The sequence below is a fragment of the Marinobacter sp. genome (assembly GCF_035268745.1).
GTDB lineage: Bacteria > Pseudomonadota > Gammaproteobacteria > Pseudomonadales > Oleiphilaceae > Marinobacter.
Window position 1 is genome coordinate 1 of the sequence record NZ_DATFKH010000134.1, and the last position, 22,219, is coordinate 22,219.

The window sequence follows — 22,219 nt, forward strand, 5'->3', positions numbered from 1 at the left end:
GTAAAGGGCAAGCTGGAAATTTCAGAGCAGGAACTGCATGTGCATCTGGAGTTGGGGCTGATACTCAGGGGGTTCAAATCCCGGATTGAGAAGGAAATCCATAGCCAGCTGGATCAGATTACCGGTGGTTAGTGTCCCGTCTGGCTAATTCGTTAACCTACTGCGTGACGCTGAGGCCTCTGGCCAAGGCGTCAGTCCGCAGGTGTAGTGGTTCTACATCAAGGGCTGGCAACACCGGCCAGATGCCTCAGCGTCGCGCCCTTCGGGAGCCACTGAGGAGTTTGATAGCCGCGTTGCGCTGACTCGATTTGGAACCACCAAACCTTCGCCATCGCGCCTTGCTCTCAAACTCCTCAGTGGCTCAGTAGGTTAACGAATTAGCCAGACGGGACACTACAGCGTGTCCGGCACCTGGAAGGGCGCGGGTCTGTGGTTCAGAATATTTTCCAGGACCCGGCTTTCCCGGGCAACCAGCCGATCGATCAGCAGTTCGACGTCGTCCATACGCCTGAAAGCGGTATATCCCCGCTGCAGAAAGCGGTGCAGATCGGTCAGGTCAGCCATTTCTGCAGGCCTGCGGCCGATGGATAGCAGCCAGCCCAGAGTGCGGTTGTGCACGTAGTGGTCCAGTTGCCGTCCTGTCTCGGCCACCAGATTGATCTGTCGGGTCCGCTCGGCGATCCGGTTGCTCGCCCGCATTGCTTCACAGTAAGCGGTTTCATTGAGTCCGGTCAGGCAAGGTCCACCGCTGGCTGCCAGGATTTCCACAAGTTCCAGATCCAGGCGCTGGGTGAGCAGGTTGAGCTCCATCAGGCCGGCAAAGGTGTCGAGCTGTTTTTCGGGCAGCCACTTCACCATCTTCGGGAATACCCGGTCGACATTGTCATCCCTGCGGGACCCCCCGACGGGCGCGTACAGGTCAGTCAGCAGAAACTCCAGGCCAGTGTGATAACCCGGGTGACTGTAAAGGTCGTGATGGGTGGTTTTCAGCCGCTCGGCCTGCCAGAGGGCAAGCGCATGGGTGGCAGGCAGCAGTTCATGCCCGGACCGGTATTGCCGGAAATCGTGGTAGGCCAGCAGTACCTGCTGCAGGCGGCGAGCGCCAGGAGCTGTGACGGGGGTGGTAACCAGGCGATCACGATACATTAAGGGTTCACCAGGACGGCTCTGAAACAGCTCGCCAGTGTAACGAAGGCCGTCCGTTTATGCAGCTGTTCTAGTTGTGGGCGGCCAGGGGCATGGTTTCAAAGCCCGGAACCCACTCTTTGCTGTCCAGTGTAATGAAATGGCTGGGCGCGTTGGTTTCCACGATTCGCATGGTGGTGGGGCTCTGTCGGGCACTTTTGAGCATGGCCTCGCGGTCCAGAATCCGGTCGACTGCCGGAATCAGGAAGGTGCCGAAGCGGACGTTTTCATAGGCCGAAGTGTCGGTCCGTGCCATCCAGGCCATCAGGTTTTCGATGTTTCTGACGATGGTCAGATGGTCCCGGGTGGCAGAGAACAGCTTCGACAGCAGCAGCTTCTTGCGGGGGTTCATCTTGCCAAAGAAGGTCTGGCCGTAGGCCGATGAAGGGGCGCTGTTGATCAGCCGTATTATCCATGGCCACATGCCGTGGCTGACAGGTTCCAGTACGGCCGTGACCAGCGCAGACAATCTGCCCTGAGGCAGCACTGGCGCTTCCAGCACTACGTCCACGTTGTCATAGAGATCCGGCCATTGCCGGGCAGCCTCGAGAATGACCGCCCCGCCGCGGGAATGGCCATGAATACGAATGTTGTCAGTGCTGGGCAGGTTGGCCAGAGCCAGATTGAGCACGCAGGCATCGTATTCAATCGTGCCTTCCAGGTGCTTGATGGGGGCGCCCCAGTCCGGGGATTCGGGGGTCACTCCGTTTACCGGAATGTGATAGTTGCTGCAGGTCAGCAGAATGAGTTCGGTTGTGGGGGCGTCGTAGGCCTGGGTGAAATAGCAGTGATTTTCCAGAAAACCATGAACCGCAATAACGGTCTGCTCGGCATCGCTGCTGTGGTTGCGCACTGACACGGCGGCAGAACCCACACGGTAGACCCGTCCCGAGAACATCTCGGAATAGGCACTTTCGATCGGCTTTATCAGTTTACGAACATGGCTCGCTTTCATGGCTTTCCTCCAGCACCGTCTGACCTGTTGTCCTGATGAATGTCTATGCTGGTAATACTGTGAAGCTGTTCTCGCCCTCTGTTTATCGGCGCCTGCCGATTATTATACAACCCCTCACCGCCAATGGCTCTAATCTACATTATATGAAGGCAGGGCGGCTTTCGCGTAACGTTTTGTAACAATGACGCAAGAGCGGGTAGATGGAGCCTTTCGGGCAGGTCTGGCACAATGGCGGATTGTGTTCTTCTATTATTCATTGCGTCGTTCATTTGCCGCACCTGGTCGGGGATAAGCAGGTTTGAGTGAAACGGAATCGCACCTCCTGTTGCCTCTGGACTCATCCTGGCTTGCTCTGGAGCGCCCGGAGAACCCCATGACCATCACGGTCATGCTGCGGGTTGAGGGGCTTACCGAGGACCGGTTCCGGGAGTTTCTCCAGATCTACTGGCTGGCCTGGGAGCGCTTCCGTTACATGCCGGTTCGCCGTGCCCCGGGCTGGTGGTGGGAGACGGACCCGGTATTCTCAATCAATCATCACCTGGAAGTGGTGCCCGGTCATTTTGATGAGACGGCTTTACAGGCCTGGGTATCTGCCCGCCTGAATCAGCCGCTGCCGGATTACCGTCCACGGTGGAAGTTCTGGTTGGTGCCGGGTGCCGAGGGCGGCGCGGCACTGTTGCTCAGGATTCACCACTGTTACGCCGACGGCCTGTCTCTGATGGGCGTGTTCGAACAGCTTTGCCCGCCGTCACCGCGGCAGCCGCCTGCGCTCTATGGCGCCGCCGAAACTGGAGATCTGGCCCGCTGGAAGCGCGCCGCCGGTGCCTGGCTGAACGAACTGGTCACGGCGGAAGAGCAGGACCGGGCCGGGGCCGGTAATATACCGGGCAATGGGGCCACAGCTTCCCGCAATGCCATAGAGCAGGGTGCCTGGAACAGCGTGAAGCTTGTCAATGAATTGAGCCAGTTCATGGTGGAGCCGGAGGATACCCCATCTTCGCTCAAGCGGGCCTTGCTGGGCCGGCGGCAGTGCCGCTGGTCGCCGCCGGTGGAGCTGGCACGGTTGCAACGGATCGCGGCTGTTACCGGCGTCAAAATCAACGATGTACTGCTAAGTTGCGTCGCCGCAGCAGTGCGCAATCAGCTTCAGGCCGGGTCTCCGGAGTCTGACGCTGCGTCGATTGACGAGGCCGTGTTGCACGCAGCTGTCCCCATCGATATCCGCAGCCGGCTGCCGGAGGAAATCAAACCCGGCGTCGGGACCCTGGGGAACTATTTTGGTACTGTTTTTGTGCCGTTGCCGGTGGACGGCGAAAGCGCCCTCGAGCGCCTGTTCCGCATCAAGCACGAAACCCGCAGGCTGAAAAAGAGCTGGCAGCCCGGGATTTCATGGGGCCTGACCAGTGCAGCATCAATGATTCCGGAGAGCTGGCGGCAACCCCTGGCCGATCTGTTCTACCGCAAGGCCAGCGCCGTCGTTTCCAACGTCCGTGGCACCCGCGAAACCCGCTACCTGGCTGGCTGTCGTATCACCGGGCAGATGTTCTGGGTGCCACAGGCCGGCGATATCGGCCTGGGTGTCAGTGTGGTGAGCTATGCCGGACAGGTGCAATTTGGCATTGTGGCGGATGAGGCAGTGATGTCCCTGCCCGACCGGTTCCTGGCTGACTGCCTGCAGGAACTTGATGCTTTCCCCCATTAAACCGTTTCACAAGGAGAACGCCATGACAGATTTCCGGACCGAAAAGGATAGCCTGGGTGAGGTTCATGTTCCGAAAGACGCACACTGGGGCGCCCAGACCCAGCGGGCCGTGGATAATTTTCCCGTCAGCGGCCTGCCGATGCCTGCAGCGTTTATTGCCGCCGTGGTGCAGATCAAACAGGCCGCGGCCGATGCCAACACCAGTCTCGGCTTGCTGGATACTCTGCGCCGGGATGCGATTGTTGAGGCCGGGGACCGGATCATTGCGGGCGAATTTGCTGACCAGTTTCCGGTGGACCGGTATCAGACCGGATCCGGCACCAGTACCAATATGAACGTCAATGAGGTGATTTCGGCACTGGCAAACCAGACCGGGGCTGAGGTACATCCCAACGATCATGTCAATATGAGCCAGAGTTCCAATGACGTGATCCCTTCGGCCATCCACGTCAGCGCCATCGCAGGCGTCCAGGAACGACTGCTTCCTGCTCTTACCCATCTTTGCGGTGTTATTTACGAGCGTGAGGGGCAGTTCGGCGAGCAGGTCAAAACCGGCCGGACCCATCTGATGGACGCCATGCCGGTCACTCTGGGCCAGGAACTGCGGACCTGGCGGGAACAGTTGCTGGCCATGAGAAAACGCCTTGATACGGCAGCAGGCGATTTACTGCCAGTGCCCCAGGGTGGCACGGCGGTGGGCACCGGAGTGAATGCGCCGGAGGAATTTACCGGGCAATTCGTAAAATTCCTCAAAGACCGCACCGGTTACGGGTTTCGCTCACTGGAGCACAAATTTGTCGGCCAGAGCGCGATTGATGCCCCGGTCAATCTGTCTTCCCAGCTCAGGGGGCTGGCCGTGGTGCTGACCAAGATTGCCAACGACCTGCGCTGGATGAACAGCGGGCCGATCCACGGCCTGGCGGAAATCAGCCTGCCCGCCCTGCAGCCCGGCAGCAGCATCATGCCGGGAAAGGTGAATCCGGTGATACCGGAATCGGTGGCCATGGCCAGCGCCCAGGTCATGGGTCTCGACAGCACCAACGCGATTGCCGGCCAGTCAGGTAATTTTCAGCTCAATGTGATGCTGCCTTTGGTGGGTGCGAACCTGCTGGACATGATCGAACTGATGGGTAATGCCATGAGGGTCCTTGCCGACAAGGCCATCCGTGATTTTACCGTCAATGCCGATACCCTCAATGCCGCCGTTGGCAAAAACCCGGTTCTGGTGACGGCTCTGAATCCGGAAATCGGTTATGCCCTGGCCTCCGATATCGCCAAAGAGGCGTACGCATCCGGCCGCCCCGTGATCGACGTGGCGGAAGAGCGCAGCGGTCTCGACCGGGCAAGACTTGAAGGCCTGATGGACCCGCTCAAGCTCACCAAAGGTGGTGTTGCCTGACCGGGCTGACGCTTTTCATCCTGCTGGTGCTGGCCAACGGCACGCCAGTTCTGGTTGCCCTGGTGTTCGGGCGGCACTGGGACCGGCCTATTGATGGCGGCAGGCTGCTGGGCGATAGCCGGCCGATTCTGGGCAGGAACAAAACCTGGCGCGGCCTGATCAGCGGCGCACTTGCCAGTGGCCTGGTTTCGTCATTGGCCGGTTTCGGGCTGCTGTTTGGCTGTCTGTTCGGCCTGCTGGCCCTGGTGGGTGACGCTACCAGCAGTTTCATCAAGCGCCGCATGGGGCTGGAGGACAGTGCCAGGGCGCTTGGCCTGGATCAGATCCCAGAGGCACTGTTGCCGATGTTGCTGGCCGCCGCCTGGCTGCCCCTGGGCTGGTTGCACGTGGTGCTTGTGACCGGGCTGTTTGTCGTGGTGAATATTCTGCTGTCGCCGTTGCTGCATCGACTGGGTATCCGCGGACAGCCGCATTGATCTGTTGATGTCAGGCCGGACCGCGAGTCAGAGTGTGCAGGGTGACTTCCGGCGGACAGTTCAGGCGGACATTGACCACCGACGTGCCTGATCCTGCCGAGGTGTACCCCTGCATGCCATTTACCTGCCAGTGACCCCTTCCCAGCGCCCGTGGACAATCGCCTTCCAGGGTTAGCGGAATGCCGCCGGGCAGGCATATCTGGCCACCGTGGGTGTGTCCGCACAGGAACAGGTCAAAGCCGGCATAGGAAGCTTCGCGCCAGATCTCCGGCGTATGGCTCAGCAGCAGGCTCAGGCTGCCGGCAGGAATGCCGTCGGCGGCCTGATGGAGGTTGTGCACCTTGTAGAAGTGCGCGTCGTCCACACCGGCCAGGTAAATGGTGTCGTCGCCCCGCTGCAACGGGACGTGTTCATTCATCAGCAACTTGAAGCCCATGTCTTCAAGACCGGGTACCATACGGACACTGTCGTGGTTGCCCAGTACCGCATAGGTCTGGCCCTTGATGGCCTGGCGTAATCGGCCGAGACCGGCCATGGCGTCGTCAATCGGCCCCCAGGTGAGGCTCCGGTAATCGCCGGTCATCACGCAAAGGTCATATTCAAGCGGCTTGATCTTTGCAATCACCGCCTCCAGATTGGCGTTGTCCATATCCACATGCAGATCGGTCAGGTGCAGGATCCGGTAGCCCTCGAAGGACTGCGGAAGTGAATCAATCCGGAATTCATTGTGGATCAGATTTGGCCGGCGGGCGTTTTCCTGCCCGCGGTGAAAAAGCCCGGCCAGTTTCAGGCAGGTCCGGATGAACCCGGGGGCAGATGCCAGGTTTTCAATGTGGAAGGACTTCCTGTCGCGCCCGAACACATTGGCCTCGGTGTTCTGTTCGATTTTAAGGCGCTGACGGGCATGAGTCGGGCCCAGCCGCAGGCTCAGCCGGTATTCCAGCGGGTCGTCAGGCTGTTCGGGGGGCATTGCACTTGCAGTCATCTCGGCTCCTGTGAATATGAGCAGGCAATCGCTGGCATCTTAAACGGCCCAGTATGCTCGGGGAAAAGTGTTGCAACAACCCGATGTCCCGTCAGGTGGCAAAATAGGGAACTGAACGCCAGAATAAGGCTCACAGACAGACAGTTAAGGATGATCCCTGCTGGCCCGTCGTCCCCGTCGTCAATGAACCGATATCAGAGGTGGAAATGACAACATCCTGTAACATACCCGGCATGAACGTACCCAGAAGCCGGTTTCCTGATCCGGAAACAGATCTGACCGATGTCTCGGGAGCGCAGAGGCTGGTGTTGGGCGGTGGCTGTTTCTGGTGTGTCGAAGCGGTGTTTCTGGCAGTTGACGGGGTCACTGATGTGGTGTCCGGATACGCCGGTGGCCGCCCGGAAACGGCCAATTACGAAGCAGTCTGCTCCGGTCAGACGGGTCATGCCGAGGTAGTGGATGTGCACTATGATCCTGCCAGGGTCAGCTTTGGCAATCTGCTGAAAATATTCTTTTCCGTGGCCCATGACCCGACTCAGCTCAATCGGCAGGGGAATGATCGTGGCACCCAGTACCGTTCGGTGGTGTTCTATGAAACCGAGGAACAGAAACGGGTGGCCGAGGCCTACATTCACCTGCTCAATCAGTCCGGTACCTACAGCGAGCCGGTGGTAACAACGCTCGAACCTCTGGACAGGTTTTACGCCGCGGAATCCTATCACCAGAATTTCGCGGCCAAAAACCCTTATCAGCCCTATGTGATGGCAGTGGCGGCGCCAAAAATGGAAAAGCTGGCAAACAGTTTTCCGGAAAGCCTGAAGACCGAATACACCGATGAAGGCAACGCCTGAGGAAAAATCATGACTACATCTGCGGCCGGGTACGACCTGACCCCATTGACACCCGAACAGATTGAAGAAAAGGCAGCTCACCTTTCGCAGGAGGAACGGCGGGTACTGCTGGATCACGGCACCGAGCGGCCATTCTGCGGCACTTTGCTGGATAACAAGAAGACCGGAGTTTACGACTGCCGTTTGTGTGGGCTGCCACTTTTCAGCTCAGAATCAAAGTTTGAATCCGGCACCGGATGGCCCAGTTTCTTCCAGCCTGTCGACAAGGAACACATCCGTTATATCGAGGATAACAGCCTCGGAATGGCGCGGGTTGAAGTCCGCTGCCCACGCTGCGACAGCCATCTCGGCCATGTGTTTCCGGATGGCCCACCGCCGACGGGAAAACGCTACTGCCTCAACTCTGTCGCGATGGAGTTTCGGGAAACCGGCGAATAACGCCGGTTTGATCAGTTGCCAACAACCGTCCCGATCAGGAAAGCGGCATAGGCCACGTAAACCAGACAGAGGATCAGGCCATCGGGACGGCTGATCATTCTCGGTTTGCCGGTCAGCCCGAAACCCATCAGCATCAGGCCGAAAGTAAGAGCGGTCATCAGGGTCCAGTCCCGGTAAAGCACATCCGGCTCGACTGTGAGGGGATGGATGGTTGCCGCCAGACCCACAACTGCCACGGTGTTGAAGATGCCGGACCCGATAATGTTGCCAAGGATAAGGTCGTGTTCGTTTTTCTTGACGGCAGCAAGGGCCGAAGCCAGTTCAGGCAATGAGGTGCCAATGGCGACCACGGTCAGCCCGATCACGAGATCGCTGATGCCAAGGCTCTGGGCAATGAACACGGCGCCCCAGACCAGCATCCGTGAACTGACCAGAAGCAGGATCAGGCCGACGACCAGCCATATGATGGCCCTGTTCAGAGGCATCGGGTGGTCGATGATTTCAGCATCAACGTTGCCCGCGAGCGGATCGCTTTTCCCGCGTATGCCCTGAAAGATGGACCATCCCATCACGGCAAAAAACACGGTCAGCAATACCCAGCCGTCCAGACGGGTCAGTTCGCCGTCAAGCAATTGATAACCGGCGATGAACGTCAGTACCAGCAGAATGGGCAATTCTTTGCGAAGTACCTGGGAATGCACGGCGATCGGCGCGATCAGGGCTGTGATACCCACGATCACTGCAATGTTGGTAATGTTGGAGCCGTAGCCGTTGCCAAGCGCCAGCCCCGGGTTGCCATCGAGCGCCGCCATGGCTGAAACCGCAAGTTCCGGCGCTGAGGTGCCGAAGCCAATGATCACCATGCCGATAAGCAGCGATGGCATACCGAGGTGTTTTGCAGTGGCAGCGGCACCCTCAATAAAGCGGTCGGCGCTCCAGACCAGCAGAATAAGGCCGAACAGAATCGCGAAACTGGCCAGTAGCATAGTAAACCTTTAAGTTGGTCACCTGATTGGTTATGAGCCAGCGCATTCTAAACAGTTGGGTTGCGCTCGACCAGCGTTTGCAGATCTGCCTGGTTCGCTGGCTCACAATGCCCCGGGCGGGACGATCTTCATGCTGCCACTGACGCCACACTCCGAACTGGTCTAATATACTAATGAGTAGGAAAGTAGGCGGACACGTCTGTTCAGGACACGCCGTGGATACATCCATGTAGGCTCGGATGCAGCATCCCTGCTGCATACGGTCCTGAACAGACGTGTCCGCCTACTTTCATTCAGCTTAGTATTACAGGGTGCCGGATCTATAACTCCGTAGCGATCGCATACAACAGCGGGCCTGATCCAGGCCCTGAGGAAACCGTTTGAACAGTTCCTGCGCTGGAAATCCGGCAGCTGAAATCGATTTCGACAGCATGGTCCGGCACCTGGACCAGGCAATTACGGATCTCCACGACAGCGGGTCCGACGCCAAGATCGGCAAGCTCTTCCCGGTGTTCGATACCGTGCGCCAGGTTCTGCTTCAGCCCGGCGGCTGCCAGGCCATTCAGGACCGCGCAGAACGGCTGGAAAAATCTGGCGTGTTTCTGGGGTCAGACTGGGCGGAGCCGACAACTCTGCGGGCCCAGCTTACTCCCTACTCCCTGCAGAGCGCCGAAACCGACACGGTACTTGTCGAGGTGATGAGCGAGCTTCGCCTGCTTGCCGTGGCGATGGGTGAGTACCTCCATGAGTCCATGTCGGCGGAGCAGGCGCACCATTACCTGACCCAGGTGCTTGCCATTAACATGCAACTACTGTTCGGGGGCAGCAGCGAGGCCGAACGGGAACAGGGCGCGCTCGCGCGGATCAGCCGTTCCGTACTGCAGCATATAGCAGCCAGGATCGGTTACGAGCATGTGATCGATGACCTGATTGCCGAGATCTGGCGCATACTTCAGCAGCGACCGATTCAGGTCAACAATGTGCGCCTGATGATAACCCAGATTTCCCTCTGTCGTGCCGACCCGAATATGGATCTGGGCAGTGCAGGGCAGGGTGCTGATCGCCTGATTTCAAGCCTCTACGGCCCTACCCAGGCCTGTCGCGAAGACCCGGGCGTGGAAGCTTACCTGGAACGCCTGAGCCATATGGATGCCACGGCCCTGCAGGGTGAAGCGACCGGCTTTGCCCGCTCCATGCACGATACCGGGCTGGTTTCGCCTTACCACGCCGCCTTCTTGCGGTACGTTCTGGAAAACCAGGATTCGCTGATTGCCGAAGCTCTGGGGCTGTCCATGACCGGCAGAGACTGCCTGCTGCATTACCGGGATCTGGTTCTGACCCTGATCCGTGAGGGTATTTTCCCCGAGACTGCCCAGGGCCTGTATGGTCTTTCATTGCTGCTGGAGCGGGGGGTCATGTATCAGCCACCGCTGGAGCCAGCGCTATGGCGACAGACTTCGATGACGCTGTGCCCGCAGGCGCAATACCGGCTTGAGCTGGCTTACGGCTTTCATCCCCGGCCCCAGGCCTGGCTGATTCAGGGGGTGCTGAACATGCTGGGCCAGCCTCTGGGCGTCGGCCAGGGCGACAACCCTACCTGTCAGTCCGCCAGGGCGCTGTCGATGTGGGCCTATAACGACCCGGATTACCTGCTACAGATGGTTACCTGGGCGGCCCGGGATAACGAAATAATCATGCACTTCGAAGGCACTCCGGTGTCATCGGAAAGCAGCCGTGGTGGCGTTGCGTCCGAAGTGACCATTGACCTTGATCCGGTGTCGCTGGTGGTTGTGCCCCATCTGGACCGGATCTATGCCGAGATGGGGCGGCTGTGCATCGGCCGGGAGGGTGACCCCCACCGGTGGGTGAATCCGGAATTTCATGGCTGGGCTGCGGGCCGCGGATTCCGTATCAACGTTGATGTTGCTACCGGCAAGCTGAGGGATCTCGGCGATTTTCTCAGGCACTTCTATGCCAGCTATCATCCGGTATACAACGGAAATCAGCCACTGGTGCACCCACAGCCTGCGGGGGTGGCAGTTACCGACAGCGCCGCGCGATTTATCGGCTGGCATGCCATTACCATCCTCCGTGTCACCCGTGATCCGGACCGGGTAATGCGGGTGTATTTCTACAACCCCAATAACGACAGCGGGCAGCACTGGGGGGGCGATGTAGAGGTAAGTACTGCCAGCAAGGGCGAGCGTTTTGGCGAGGCCTCACTGCCATTCGAACAGTTTGCGTCCCGCCTGTATATTTTCCATTATGACCCACTGGAGCGTAACGAATCTGCGGAAGTGGCGAACGAAGAGCTCGCACGGGTCATTGATCGGGTATATCAGAGCTGGGGACGTGACAGGCTGCCCGCAGATTCGCTTCAGGCCGGGCCGCCCGATGGCGGAACCGTCTGCGGGTAAACCATGAGATAGCGGGGGCAGGATGTCTTCAGATTCGAGCAGTCAGCAGGCAAACGAAGACGATACCAGCAATCTCGGGGGCGCCGAGACCGGTGCCGAGTTATTTGTCCGGGCGTTGGAGAGCGAGGATGTCCGCTATATCTTCGCAGTGCCAGGGGAAGAGAACCTTGACCTGCTGGAAGCCCTCAGAAAATCCCGCATCCAGCTGGTTCTGAATCGCCATGAGCAGGCAGCAGGGTTCATGGCGGCCACCTACGGGCGCCTGACCGGGCGGGTAGGCGTCTGCCTGTCTACCCTGGGCCCTGGAGCCACCAATCTGGTGACAGCCGCCGCCTACGCCCAGTTGGGCGGCATGCCGATGATGATGATAACCGGGCAGAAACCGATCAAATCTTCCAAGCAGGGCCGGTTCCAGATTCTGGACGTGGTTGACCTGATGCGACCGCTCACCAAATACACCCGCCAGATCAGCAATGCCAACACCATTCCCGCGAAAGTCAGGGAGGCATTCCGCCTGGCCTCCGAGGAGCGCCCGGGCGCCGTTCATCTGGAACTGCCGGAAGACATTGCTGCGGAGATGGCCAATGTCGACACCCACGTCTTTCAGTCCAGCGACGCCCGCAGACCGACAGCCAGCACGAAAAGCCTTGAAATCGCCTGTGAAATGATCGGTCAGGCGAAGCACCCGCTGATCATGATCGGCGCCGGTGCCAACCGGAAAAGGGTATCCCAGGCGCTGATACATTTTGTCGATGCCACCGGGATTCCGTTTTTCACCACCCAGATGGGAAAGGGTGTGGTCGATGAGCGCCATCCGCTTTACCTCGGTAACGCGGCCCTGTCCACCGGTGATTTTGTCCACTGCGCGATAGATTATGCCGACCTGGTGATCAACGTTGGTCACGATGTGGTGGAAAAACCGCCGTTCTTCATGAAACCCGGTGGTAAAAAGGTCATCCACGTGAATTTTTCCGGTGCCGATGTGGATCCGGTCTATTTCCCACAGCATGAAGTGGTGGGAGATATTGCCAACAGTGTGGAATACCTGGCTGACCTCTGTCGGGAATGTCCAACACACGATTTCAGCCAGTTCATGGCCGTCAAGGCTTCGGTCGATGAGCACCTGGCACAGAAGGCCGACGACAGCCGCTTCCCGGTGATCCCCCAGCGTATTGTCAGCGACGTGCGGAAGGTCATGCCTGAGAATGGCATTATTGCCCTCGATAACGGCATGTACAAGATCTGGTTTGCCCGCAACTACCCCGCTTACGACAACAACACGGTGCTGCTGGATAATGCGCTTGCGTCCATGGGGGCGGGGCTTCCCAGCGCGATGATGGCGGCCATGCTCTACCCGGACCTGAAAGTCATGTGCGTGTGTGGTGATGGCGGGTTCATGATGAACAGTCAGGAGGTGGAAACCGCGGTGCGGCTGAAACTGAACCTTGTGGTGCTGATCGTCAATGATAATGCCTACGGCATGATCAAGTGGAAGCAGGGCCAGCAAGGCTTCAAGGACTTCGGGCTGGATTATGGCAATCCGGATTTCGTGAAATACGCCGAAGCCCACGGCGCAGTCGGGCATCATGTGTCGCGGACCGAGGACCTGAAACCAACCCTGGACTCGGCCCTGTCCGCCGGTGGTTTTCACCTGGTTGAGGTGCCGGTGGATTACGGCGAAAATCACCGGGTGTTTGATGAAGAATTGCTGAATCTTACCTGTAAGTTCTGACGCCGGGCCTGGCGCCCGCTGAAAATACCGATATCGGAATTACTGAATAAATGAAAGGCACTCAGATGACATACAGACGGCTTATCCTGGTGGCCATGGCAACCCTGTCAGTGATGTTCGCCGGATGCACCAGACCCGAAACCCCGCAACAGGTTGCCACGGAATTCTGGCAGGCCATGGCCCAGGGCAATAGCAAAGACGCCGTGGAGCTTTCCACGCTGACCGATACCAGTGCACTGGAGGGGCTTGACCGGGACTGGCTCAATATTCTGCCTGATTTTGGCCGCGTGGTTATCGAGGCCGACCAGGCGACGATTGTGACTTATCTGCCTGCGGGTGTCGGTGAAAAGAGTGCAGCGGAAGGTGACCGCCATGAGATTACCACCTACCTTGTCAGGATTGATGATCAGTGGCTGGTGGATTACCAGCGCACTTACGAAGCGGTCACCGAGCCTGCTCCACTGAGCGACCTGAAGAACGAGATCAGCAAGCTACGTGAGCAGTTTGATGGCATTGTCGGTCGCTCCCGCGAGCAGATTTCCGAACGTATGGACCAACTGGCCGAAGAGTTTGAAAATTATTCGGATGAGACCGGGAAAAAGGCGGACGAAGTACTGGAGAGCTTTGGACGGTCGCTGGAGGATCTGAGACAGCGGATAGAAAAATCTCTGGAAGAAGCCGAGAAAAGACGTCAGGAACGGCAGGAGCCCGAGACCGAACCGCTGGAGCAGGCGGCGATCTGAACTTCTGGAAATCCGGATATCAGGAGAAGCGCATTGGAGCCTGACAACAATCATATCGAACGGGTCACAAATGAGCTTCGCCGGGAGCGACATAACTGGCGTCAACGCCAGGGGCGGGAGCTGGATCTTGGCAGTCGCGAGCTGCCCTCCCACCAGGCCATTTACCGGGTGGTCGATTCACTTTGCGCCACCCTGTTTCCCATGCGCCTGGGCCCCCCGGATCTGACCAAAGAACGGGAGAATCAGTTCGTTGCCGATAAACTCGGTGAGGTTGAACTTGAACTGACTGACCAGGCTGGCCTTGAACTGGAGTATACCTGCCGCAGACAGCGGACTCCGGAGTCCTTGAAATTGCAGGCCAGCGATCTTGTCATTGGCCTGATCAACCAGCTCCCTGCGCTGAGGCGAAAGCTTGATGACGATGTACTTGCCGCCTATCAGGGTGACCCTGCTGCGACCTGTGTCGACGAGGTTCTGATTTCTTACCCCGGAGTCCACGCGCTGATTCATCATCGTCTCGCCCACGAAGTGTATGTGTCGGGTCTGCCGATTATTGCCCGAATTATCGCCGAAAAGGCCCACTCTGCCACCGGCATTGATATTCACCCCGGCGCGACTATTGGCCGCTCCTTTTTTATTGATCATGGTACCGGCGTGGTCATTGGCGAGACGGCCATCCTTGGTGATCGGGTGCGGCTCTATCAGAACGTGACCCTGGGCGCCGTCAGGTTTACCGAGGACGAGTCCGGTTCCCTGACCAAGGGCGAACCCCGCCACCCCATCGTGGAAGACGATGTGGTGATCTATGCGGGTGCCACCATCCTGGGCCGGATCACCATCGGACGCTCGTCAGTCATTGGCGGCAATGTCTGGCTCACCCGAAGCGTGCCTCCGGAAAGCCAGATCTCCCAGGCATCCCTGCAGCAGCGCTGAATGTCAGCCCGATCCGACCAGGGCGGGTAATGCACCGGTCTTTACTCGGGTTTGAGAAGATCTTTGAAGCAGGCTTCATGGTGGATGTTGTGCACCTCGCGCTCTGGTCAACTTATTGAATTGGTTCAATTGCTTCGAGATTGCCTGCTGATAGTGTCGGTTGAGCATGGCAGGGCAGCATTTCCGGAACAACAGACTGTTACCATCTTCTGACATCAGCTCACAAAGCTCTACACTTTGCGGACGCAGACGAACCTCGTGTCGGGTAATGTGACCCTGTTAACAATATCTATTCAACGTATTCGAGAGGAGCCGAATGCAAATCAATCGTCTCCCGTCGCGGCCTGAGCGAGAATCAATGCCGGAATCCACTGGGCAAACTGAAGCGGCCCCACGCCCATTCCGGAAGATCATTGCTGGCGTCTATCTGTCGGTTATTTTTCTAGCTTGCATTGGTGCCGGGCTGACAGCTCTGACGCTGGAGATTCAGGCAGCGGTCCGTGCCTACGTTACCGCTGAAAGCCTGTGGTCCAAGGCGCAAAAAGAGGCTGTGTACCGCCTGGACCGGTTCGCGAGCACCGGCGAACCGAGCGAACTGGCTCAAGCCAGTGAAATGCTGGAGGTTCCCCTCGCTGACCTGCGAGCGCGAAGGGCGATGGAGCAACAACCGCCGGCCAGGGAAGCTGCGATTGGTTATTTCATCAAGGGGCAGGCGCATCCGGATGATGCCCCCAGGATGGTGTGGCTTTTCCTGTATTTCAGACAATACCCTAATCTGAGTGAGGCAGTTGATTATTGGCGCGAGTCTGATCCCTATATCCTGCGACTCGGAGCCATCGCGAATGAAATGGAGGCTTATTCCAGAGCCGGTCCTGCGGACGCCCGGGCGATGGATGATCTGCGTGCTGAAGTCAATCGGATAGCAGGGAAAGTGCGCCCCCTTCAGGACGGGTTCTCTGCCGCGCTGGGCCAAGGATCGCGATCCATCAATCTTACGCTTAAAGCCGCTTCGGTTGCTGTTATCGCGGCGTTATCCCTGCTTGTCAGTGTTGTTTTTCGCTGGGCGACCCGCCGGATTTCTGAATCAGAGCGGAAATTCCGTGACACCTTTGAGCAGGCCGGCATGGGGATGGCACAGATGAGCGCCGACGGCAAACTGACCGCCATTAATTATTCTCTTTGCGATCTTCTGGGGTACACGCCCGCAGAGCTGGTCGGGCAGCCGCTTTCAAAACTTTTGGATTCAGATCAGGATCTTTCTGGCCTCCCGAGCCTGCTCAAAGACCGCGAAGACAGGCCCAGCGAAGAGTACAAATTCCGCAGCCGCGATGGAAAGGCTCTCTGGTGCAGGCTTTCTGTTTCAAAGATAGATGCCTCATGGAAGGGCAAGCAGCATCTGATCCTCGAGGTTCTCGACATCACTGAGTCGAGAGATCTGATGAACAGGCTGCAATACCAGGCGCGCCACGATGCTCTTACCGGAACCATTAATCGCTACGAGTTCGAAGAACAGCTCCGGGTTTCGGTTCAGGATGCACGGCTTCAGGGAAGCCACCATGCCCTGTGTTTTATAGATCTGGATCAGTTCAAGGTTTTGAACGATACCGCGGGCCACCTTGCTGGAGATGAAGCACTTCAGGAAGTTTCCAGGCTGTTGCGAAGTGAACTCAGGCGCTCCGACATACTTGCGCGTCTTGGTGGTGACGAGTTCGGTGTCATCCTGCGCGACTGTGAGGAAACGGTGGCTGGCGAAGTCACGGAAAAGCTGCGCAGGATAATTGAAAGTTATGTGTTCCGGCTGGAAGGCATCGAGCTGCGACTCGGTGCGAGCATTGGCTGGGTTCCGATTGACGGTACCACTACCGATGCCAGGGAATTGCTGAAGGCGGCAGACACCGCCTGTTTCATGGCCAAGGATTATGGTCGGAACAGGGTCTTTCGCCATTCTCCGGAAGACCATGATCTGCAATCGCGCCATTCACAAATGGCAGCCCTGTCACAAATCCGCGCCGCGCTCGAGTCTGATCGCATGGTCCTGTATGCGCAGGAAGTACAGTCCATTTCTGCGGATAAACTGCCGAGCTTCGAGGTGCTCGTGAGGATGCTGGATTCGCAGGGAAACCTGGTGTTGCCAGGAGCGTTTCTCCCGGCTGCCGAGCGGTTCCATATCGCAGCAGACATCGACCGCTGGGTGGTTCGGGCAACTCTGGAGACGCTGTCAAGGCATCCACAACAACTTTCGTACTGGGCCTATTGCCATATCAATCTGTCGGGGCAGTCCATCGGGCGGGAGGATTTTCTGACCTTTCTGGAGCAGACACTGGACCAATCTCCTGTCGACCCGGGCAAGCTCTGTTTCGAGATCACCGAGACCGCTACCATTACCAATCTCGCTGATTCGCGGGATTTTTTTCAGAGAATTGGCCAGCGAGGCTGCGTGTTCGCACTGGACGACTTCGGCAGCGGCCTGTCGTCGTTCGAGTACCTCACCAGCCTGCCCGTCGATATCGTCAAGATTGATGGAGTCTTTGTGCGCGATGTGCTGGATAATCCGGTTCATCAGGCCATCGTGAAGTCCATTTGCGAAATCAACTCTCTGATGAACAAGAGCACAGTGGCGGAGTTTGTTGAAACCGATGCGATCCGGGACTGTGTGGCGAGCCTGGGAATCAACGGGGTGCAGGGCTATGGCATACATCGACCGTGTCCGTTCGAAGAACTGCTACAGAGATTCAGCCGCGTGGATTCGGAGTCACAAGCCCGGCCGACCGCGAATAACCTGTCTGCCTCGAAACCCGTCCGAATCTCGGATAGCATCGTTGAGAACTTGCCAAACATTTCGAATGGGCCGTAACAATGAGTAGTACCAGTCAGTTCCCCACAGCAGTAGCTGACCGACTTCAGACCGCGATATGGATTTTTGATATCGAGAATCTCGGGATGATGTGGGCAAATGCTGCTGGTGTTGCGCTCTGGGGCGCCAGGGACCTGGCGGATCTGTGCGCCAGAGATTTCCGTTCTGAGATTTCGAGTTCTGCGCGCATCCGCCTGAACGACTATCTGGCTCTCTTTCGACGGAACGAAACGGTGGTAGAGTCCTGGACTTTCTACCCGAAAGGTATCCCCCAGACCCTGCGCTGCTTTTGCTCCGGCTACCAGACGGAACAGAGGCTGGCGATGCTGGTTGAAGCTCACCCCGTTGAAGAGCAGGACACCCAGGCACTGCGTTGGCAAGAAGCACTGCGGCATGTATCGACACTGATCTCTATTTTTGATCGCCATGGGCAGCTTGTGACCCAGAATCCTGCAGCACGGGCCAGCTGTCCCGACTGCATGTATCTGGCGGAGTCCTTCACGCGCCAGAGTGATCGTGACAAGGCGCTTCAGTGGCTAGCCGGTGGAAGCGAAAGCTACTCGCTTGAAGCGCTGGTGCTCACCACATCCGGAGAGCGGTGGCACCGGGTCGATTTGAAGCGCACTGTCGATCCAGTCACTGCTGAGCGGGTTGTCCTGGCCAGTGAAACCGACATTTCCGACCGGGTTGATAGTGAATCTGCGCAGATAAATGCCCGTGAGAGGCTCGCTGCGCTTCTCAGAAATCTACGCGGTGGCATTGTCGTGGAGGATGAGAATCGCGGAATAGTCCTTACCAACAAGACCTTCTGCGAGTTATTCGGCATTGCTGCTTCACCAGAGGACCTCGAAGGCGCGGATTGCGCTGAAGCTGCGGAACAGAGCAAAAGTCTGTTCCGGGACCCAGAGGCCTTCATTGTTGGAATCGAAGCCGCCCTTGAGGCCCGCAAGACAATTGCGGACGAACTCGAGATGGTAAACGGGCGCACCGTCGAGCGAACCTATGTTCCCGTTTTCCATGAAAATCTCTATCTGGGTCACCTCTGGCAGTATTGGGATATTACTGATCAGAAAAGCAATCTGTTGAAGCTCGAACATGAAGCCAACCACGATCCGCTCACCGGGTTATGGAATCGGCGCCGCTTCGAGCAAGCACTGCAGGCAACTCATAACGAAGCAGTCCGTTACCATCACCCCTATTCACTGGTTATTATGGATATCGACCATTTCAAACAGGTCAACGATCTTTACGGCCATGGTGAAGGTGACGTTGTATTGCGGCGGCTGTCCCGGGAGTTGGCTTCCCGCTTGCGCCAAACGGACCGGCTGGCGAGATGGGGCGGCGAGGAGTTTGTCATGTTGCTTCCTCAAACTGCTCAGGAAGGGGCTTTTCGTCTTGCCAACGATATGCGCTCCCGAGTGCGGGATCTCCCATTTCCCGTGGTTGGAAATATAACAATCAGCATGGGCATAGCTGAGGTTGATCTTGACGAGTCTCCCCATAAGGCGCTGAGACGTGCCGACGCAGCACTTCTACGGGCCAAGGAAAACGGGCGAAACCGTGTGGAAAAATGGCATAGCGACACAGTATCTCCCGATGCCCCGGCCGGGGTGTTTTGAGTGCCTGAGGACCTTCTCTATCCGTGGCGCGATGTTCGCTGGTGCTTCACAGCGTCAACCTGAATTGCTCCGTCCGAACAGGAGAATAAAATGCTTATCGGAGTACCCAAGGAAATCAAGAACCATGAATATCGCATCGGCATGACCCCGGCCGGTGTCCGTGAACTGGTTGAAGCCGGCCATCAGGTCCTGGTTCAAAGGGGCGGGGGCGCGGCCATCAGCCTGACTGACGATCAATATGAAGAGGCAGGCGCGACTGTCGTGGATGCTGCAGAAGAGATCTTTCAAAAGGCCGAAATGATCGTCAAGGTAAAGGAACCCCAGCCCCAGGAATGCAGGATGTTGCGCGAGGGGCAGATACTGTTTACCTACCTGCATCTGGCGCCGGATCCGCGGCAGACGCAATTACTCATGGAATCAAAAGCCGTTGCCATCGCTTACGAAACCATTACCGATTCGCATGGTGGGCTGCCGCTGCTGGCCCCCATGAGCGAGGTTGCCGGCCGCATGGCCATTCAGGCCGGCGCCCATGTGCTGGAGAAGGCCCAGGGTGGTAATGGCACCTTGCTGGGAGGCGTGCCCGGCGTTGCACCCGCAAAGGTACTGGTTATCGGCGGTGGTGTGGTCGGCGTGAATGCCGCGCGCATGGCGCTAGGTCTGGGGGCGGATGTCACCATTCTCGATCGTTCCCTGCCGCGACTGAGAGAGCTGGACAGCCTCTATGGCCCGAACCTGAAAACACTCTACTCGACCACCGATGCCATAGAAAACCATCTCAAGGATGCAGACCTGGTAGTCGGCGCAGTGCTCATTCCCGGTGCTGCTGCACCCAAGCTGATTACCCGCGATATGCTGAAACTGATGCAACCGGGAGCGATTCTGGTGGATGTCGCCATCGATCAGGGCGGCTGTTTCGAAACCTCGCACCCCACTACCCATCAGGACCCGACCTACGAAATCGATGGAATTGTCCATTATTGCGTGGCAAACATGCCGGGCGGGGTTGCCCGCACTTCCACTTTCGCATTAACCAATGCCACCCTGCCGTATGTAATAGCGCTGGCCAGCAAAGGCTATAAGCAGGCCATGCGGGATGACGCTCATCTGCGCGCCGGACTGAATGTCTGCCAGGGAAAGGTGACCTGTAAAGCGGTTGCCGATGTGCTGGGACATGAATTTCACCGGCCCGACGAGTTCATCGCTGAACCCGGGTAATGAAAAAAGCCAGGTTATCAACGAACTACAAAAACCGATACATCACTGTGCTTGACGATGTTTGCGCCATTGGAATGCAGAATGTGCAGTTTGTCCCCGATCCCGGGCGCATGGGAGGCCATGACAACGAGATCCGAGCCTGTGTCCCTGATCGCATCCAGCAAACGGTCATCCAGCTCGACGGCCGTATCCGCTGTCGGCATCACTCTGCTTTCTGTGCTGAGGTTGTGCTTTTGGCCCTGCTCCCTGGCGAAATCTGCCAGCTTGTCGGCAAGTTCCTTCGGGTTATGGGCTGCTTCAGAGGGAGCACTGTTGGTCACAGTGACGTAACAGATATCAGCACTGTAGTGCCTGCCAATATCGGCTGCGGTATCCAGAGCCCGGGAAAGCTTGTCCAGGTGCCCCATGTCGACAGGAACAAGAATCTTCCGGTACATAGTCGTTCTCCTTCTGACCATTCAGGGTTGAGTCAATGACTTCTCTATTTCCAGCGTGGCAGATGGCGCGGGTATGTCCAGTGATTGCAGCGTTGTCCACGCTGAAAATTACGGACGAAGCTGACATAAAAAGCCGCCCTCGGGCGGCTTTCGATCTTTGGTTGGTGGACACGGCGTCATTCTAATAACCTTTATAGGCTTATAAAATCTAAAGGTTAATCATATTTGTATGACGCTGTTACCCGCAAGTAGGTGGTGTACAAGGGTTATTGCGGCAATGCTTTGCCTGAAACGGAAATAATGGGCGTGCTCACCAAATCGGCTCTAGCAATTTCTTCTCCTGTTATCCTGATGCCAGAGGTCCAGATTATTTCTGATAAAATCCGGTTCATGGTCTGGTGAGGCATGGTGAGAGTATCATCTATAGCAGGGTATGACATTCAGGCCGCTGCCTCTACGCTGATGGATTCAAGACGAAATCGGGAAATTAGCTATGAATTATAGCGTTCGGAGCCGGATTGAGACGACCATACCCATCCTGCGTTGCGGGGCAGCCGTTTGGCTGTTTGCCTTCCCGAACGCTGCTCTGGGTGACTCGACGCTGGACATAGAAACCGGTGCCCTTGGTTTCACCCGCATCGATGTTCAGATCCCCAATACCGGTCAGGCCGATCGCTTTGACCTGCTCGACCTGACAGGTGACGGCCCCGAGCCCTATCTGCGGCTGAAGTTCAGTCATCACTGGGACGAGCGACACTCCGTAACAGCACTCTATGCACCTGTGCGGGTCAACGGTACCGGAACTTTTCAAAGCGACGTCAATTTTGCCGGGGAAACCTTCGTCGCTGGTACCCCCGTTCGGGCTAGCTACCAGTTCAATACCTACAGGGTCGGCTATCGTTACACCTGGCGTGAGACTGATCGCTGGCGCCTGCGCATCGGTGGCTCGGTACTGATCCGCGATGCCAATATCCGTCTGCAACAGGATGGCCGCTTCGCTGACGATCCCGACTTGGGCGTCGTACCTTTGCTGGCTTTTGAAGCGACCCGTTTCTGGACTCCCGAATGGTCCACCGAATTCGACCTGGAAGGCCTTGGCGCTCCCCAGGGCCGGGCCATCGACGCCAGCCTGAGCCTTAACTATCACCTGAATGAGGATCTTAGTCTGCGGGCCGGATATAGAACACTGGAAGGTGGAGCTGACAACAGCAGCGTGTATACCTTCGCCTGGCTGCACTATGGGCTGGTAGGCGTGAGGTACGGGTTCTGAATGTGGTTGGTATCCGGGGTTG

At 57.6% G+C, this 22,219-nt stretch carries 19 protein-coding genes; 14 read left to right on the forward strand and 5 right to left on the reverse strand.

Features of this window, described 5'->3' with window-relative positions; all coding sequences use genetic code 11:
* The first annotated feature begins 12 nt into the window (after positions 1-12).
* Positions 13-132: a polyhydroxyalkanoic acid system family protein gene (locus VJ956_RS10645; RefSeq protein WP_414674432.1), complete on the forward strand. Its 120-nt coding sequence runs from the start codon at positions 13-15 to the stop codon at positions 130-132.
* 261 nt (positions 133-393) lie between these two features.
* On the opposite strand, the gene VJ956_RS10650 is transcribed toward VJ956_RS10645, so the two are convergent.
* A complete protein-coding gene (locus tag VJ956_RS10650; protein ID WP_324084661.1) occupies positions 394-1,146 on the reverse strand; it encodes an FFLEELY motif protein in 753 nt (250 codons plus the stop codon).
* Between the two features lie 70 nt (positions 1,147-1,216).
* Positions 1,217-2,140, reverse strand: coding sequence for an alpha/beta hydrolase (locus VJ956_RS10655; RefSeq protein ID WP_324084663.1), 924 nt, complete (start codon positions 2,138-2,140; stop codon positions 1,217-1,219).
* Positions 2,141-2,438: 298 nt separating this feature from the next.
* Here VJ956_RS10655 and VJ956_RS10660 point away from each other — a divergent pair, with 298 nt between their 5' ends.
* From VJ956_RS10660 to VJ956_RS10670, 3 genes are read left to right on the forward strand one after another with little or no spacing between them, the layout of a single operon-like run.
* Positions 2,439-3,842 (forward strand): WS/DGAT domain-containing protein, encoded by a 1,404-nt coding sequence (locus VJ956_RS10660; RefSeq protein ID WP_324084665.1) that lies wholly within the window; start codon positions 2,439-2,441, stop codon positions 3,840-3,842.
* Between the two features lie 22 nt (positions 3,843-3,864).
* Entirely contained in the window at positions 3,865-5,241 is a 1,377-nt protein-coding gene (locus VJ956_RS10665) for a class II fumarate hydratase (protein WP_324084667.1), read from the forward strand.
* Between the two features lie 26 nt (positions 5,242-5,267).
* Positions 5,268-5,717, forward strand: a complete 450-nt coding sequence (locus VJ956_RS10670; protein WP_324084670.1) for a CDP-archaeol synthase — start codon at positions 5,268-5,270, stop codon at positions 5,715-5,717.
* Positions 5,718-5,727: 10 nt separating this feature from the next.
* On the opposite strand, the gene VJ956_RS10675 is transcribed toward VJ956_RS10670, so the two are convergent.
* Positions 5,728-6,702: a metallophosphoesterase gene (locus VJ956_RS10675; RefSeq protein ID WP_324084672.1), complete on the reverse strand. Its 975-nt coding sequence runs from the start codon at positions 6,700-6,702 to the stop codon at positions 5,728-5,730.
* Positions 6,703-6,908: 206 nt separating this feature from the next.
* Between VJ956_RS10675 and msrA the strand changes: the two genes are divergently transcribed.
* A complete protein-coding gene (msrA, locus tag VJ956_RS10680; RefSeq protein ID WP_324084674.1) occupies positions 6,909-7,553 on the forward strand; it encodes a peptide-methionine (S)-S-oxide reductase MsrA in 645 nt (214 codons plus the stop codon).
* Between the two features lie 9 nt (positions 7,554-7,562).
* Positions 7,563-7,991: a peptide-methionine (R)-S-oxide reductase MsrB gene (gene msrB, locus VJ956_RS10685; RefSeq protein ID WP_324084676.1), complete on the forward strand. Its 429-nt coding sequence runs from the start codon at positions 7,563-7,565 to the stop codon at positions 7,989-7,991.
* A gap of 11 nt (positions 7,992-8,002) precedes the next feature.
* Here msrB and VJ956_RS10690 read toward each other — a convergent pair whose 3' ends face one another.
* A complete protein-coding gene (locus VJ956_RS10690) occupies positions 8,003-8,977 on the reverse strand; it encodes a calcium/sodium antiporter (RefSeq protein WP_324084678.1) in 975 nt (324 codons plus the stop codon).
* 380 nt (positions 8,978-9,357) lie between these two features.
* Here VJ956_RS10690 and VJ956_RS10695 point away from each other — a divergent pair, with 380 nt between their 5' ends.
* The 7 genes from VJ956_RS10695 (at position 9,358) to ald (ending at position 20,490) form a co-directional block, all read left to right on the forward strand.
* A complete protein-coding gene (locus VJ956_RS10695; protein ID WP_324084680.1) occupies positions 9,358-11,394 on the forward strand; it encodes a hypothetical protein in 2,037 nt (678 codons plus the stop codon).
* A 22-nt stretch (positions 11,395-11,416) separates the two neighbouring features.
* Positions 11,417-13,126 (forward strand): acetolactate synthase large subunit, encoded by a 1,710-nt coding sequence (locus VJ956_RS10700; protein WP_324084681.1) that lies wholly within the window; start codon positions 11,417-11,419, stop codon positions 13,124-13,126.
* 65 nt (positions 13,127-13,191) lie between these two features.
* On the forward strand, positions 13,192-13,869 hold the full coding sequence (locus tag VJ956_RS10705; protein ID WP_324084683.1) for a hypothetical protein: 678 nt from the start codon (positions 13,192-13,194) through the stop codon (positions 13,867-13,869).
* 33 nt (positions 13,870-13,902) lie between these two features.
* Complete coding sequence (gene epsC, locus VJ956_RS10710; RefSeq protein ID WP_414674430.1) at positions 13,903-14,802, forward strand: serine O-acetyltransferase EpsC; 900 nt, start codon at positions 13,903-13,905, stop codon at positions 14,800-14,802.
* 358 nt (positions 14,803-15,160) lie between these two features.
* Positions 15,161-17,656: an EAL domain-containing protein gene (locus tag VJ956_RS10715; RefSeq protein ID WP_324084685.1), complete on the forward strand. Its 2,496-nt coding sequence runs from the start codon at positions 15,161-15,163 to the stop codon at positions 17,654-17,656.
* Between the two features lie 2 nt (positions 17,657-17,658).
* Positions 17,659-19,275, forward strand: a complete 1,617-nt coding sequence (locus VJ956_RS10720) for a diguanylate cyclase (RefSeq protein ID WP_324084687.1) — start codon at positions 17,659-17,661, stop codon at positions 19,273-19,275.
* Positions 19,276-19,365: 90 nt separating this feature from the next.
* Complete coding sequence (ald, locus tag VJ956_RS10725; protein ID WP_324084689.1) at positions 19,366-20,490, forward strand: alanine dehydrogenase; 1,125 nt, start codon at positions 19,366-19,368, stop codon at positions 20,488-20,490.
* Positions 20,491-20,507: 17 nt separating this feature from the next.
* On the opposite strand, the gene VJ956_RS10730 is transcribed toward ald, so the two are convergent.
* Positions 20,508-20,927: a universal stress protein gene (locus VJ956_RS10730; protein ID WP_324084690.1), complete on the reverse strand. Its 420-nt coding sequence runs from the start codon at positions 20,925-20,927 to the stop codon at positions 20,508-20,510.
* A gap of 493 nt (positions 20,928-21,420) precedes the next feature.
* On the opposite strand from VJ956_RS10730, the gene VJ956_RS10735 reads away from it, so the two are divergent.
* Positions 21,421-22,197 carry a hypothetical protein gene (locus VJ956_RS10735; protein ID WP_324084691.1) on the forward strand — a complete coding sequence of 259 codons (777 nt, stop codon included), beginning with the start codon at positions 21,421-21,423 and terminating at the stop codon, positions 22,195-22,197.
* Positions 22,198-22,219: the final 22 nt, after the last annotated feature.

Excerpts from the sequence above, each read along its gene's own strand:
- msrA (WP_324084674.1), top strand. The coding sequence starts at position 6,909 with ATGACAACATCCTGTAACATACCCGGCATGAACGTACCCAGAAGCCGG.
- VJ956_RS10705 (WP_324084683.1), top strand. The coding sequence starts at position 13,192 with ATGACATACAGACGGCTTATCCTGGTGGCCATGGCAACCCTGTCAGTG.
- VJ956_RS10675 (WP_324084672.1), bottom strand. The coding sequence starts at position 6,702 with ATGACTGCAAGTGCAATGCCCCCCGAACAGCCTGACGACCCGCTGGAA.
- VJ956_RS10700 (WP_324084681.1), top strand. The coding sequence starts at position 11,417 with ATGTCTTCAGATTCGAGCAGTCAGCAGGCAAACGAAGACGATACCAGC.
- VJ956_RS10715 (WP_324084685.1), top strand. The coding sequence starts at position 15,161 with ATGCCGGAATCCACTGGGCAAACTGAAGCGGCCCCACGCCCATTCCGG.
- VJ956_RS10720 (WP_324084687.1), top strand. The coding sequence starts at position 17,659 with ATGAGTAGTACCAGTCAGTTCCCCACAGCAGTAGCTGACCGACTTCAG.
- VJ956_RS10730 (WP_324084690.1), bottom strand. The coding sequence starts at position 20,927 with ATGTACCGGAAGATTCTTGTTCCTGTCGACATGGGGCACCTGGACAAG.
- msrB (WP_324084676.1), top strand. The coding sequence starts at position 7,563 with ATGACTACATCTGCGGCCGGGTACGACCTGACCCCATTGACACCCGAA.
- ald (WP_324084689.1), top strand. The coding sequence starts at position 19,366 with ATGCTTATCGGAGTACCCAAGGAAATCAAGAACCATGAATATCGCATC.
- VJ956_RS10650 (WP_324084661.1), bottom strand. The coding sequence starts at position 1,146 with ATGTATCGTGATCGCCTGGTTACCACCCCCGTCACAGCTCCTGGCGCT.
- VJ956_RS10655 (WP_324084663.1), bottom strand. The coding sequence starts at position 2,140 with ATGAAAGCGAGCCATGTTCGTAAACTGATAAAGCCGATCGAAAGTGCC.
- VJ956_RS10735 (WP_324084691.1), top strand. The coding sequence starts at position 21,421 with ATGAATTATAGCGTTCGGAGCCGGATTGAGACGACCATACCCATCCTG.
- VJ956_RS10665 (WP_324084667.1), top strand. The coding sequence starts at position 3,865 with ATGACAGATTTCCGGACCGAAAAGGATAGCCTGGGTGAGGTTCATGTT.
- VJ956_RS10690 (WP_324084678.1), bottom strand. The coding sequence starts at position 8,977 with ATGCTACTGGCCAGTTTCGCGATTCTGTTCGGCCTTATTCTGCTGGTC.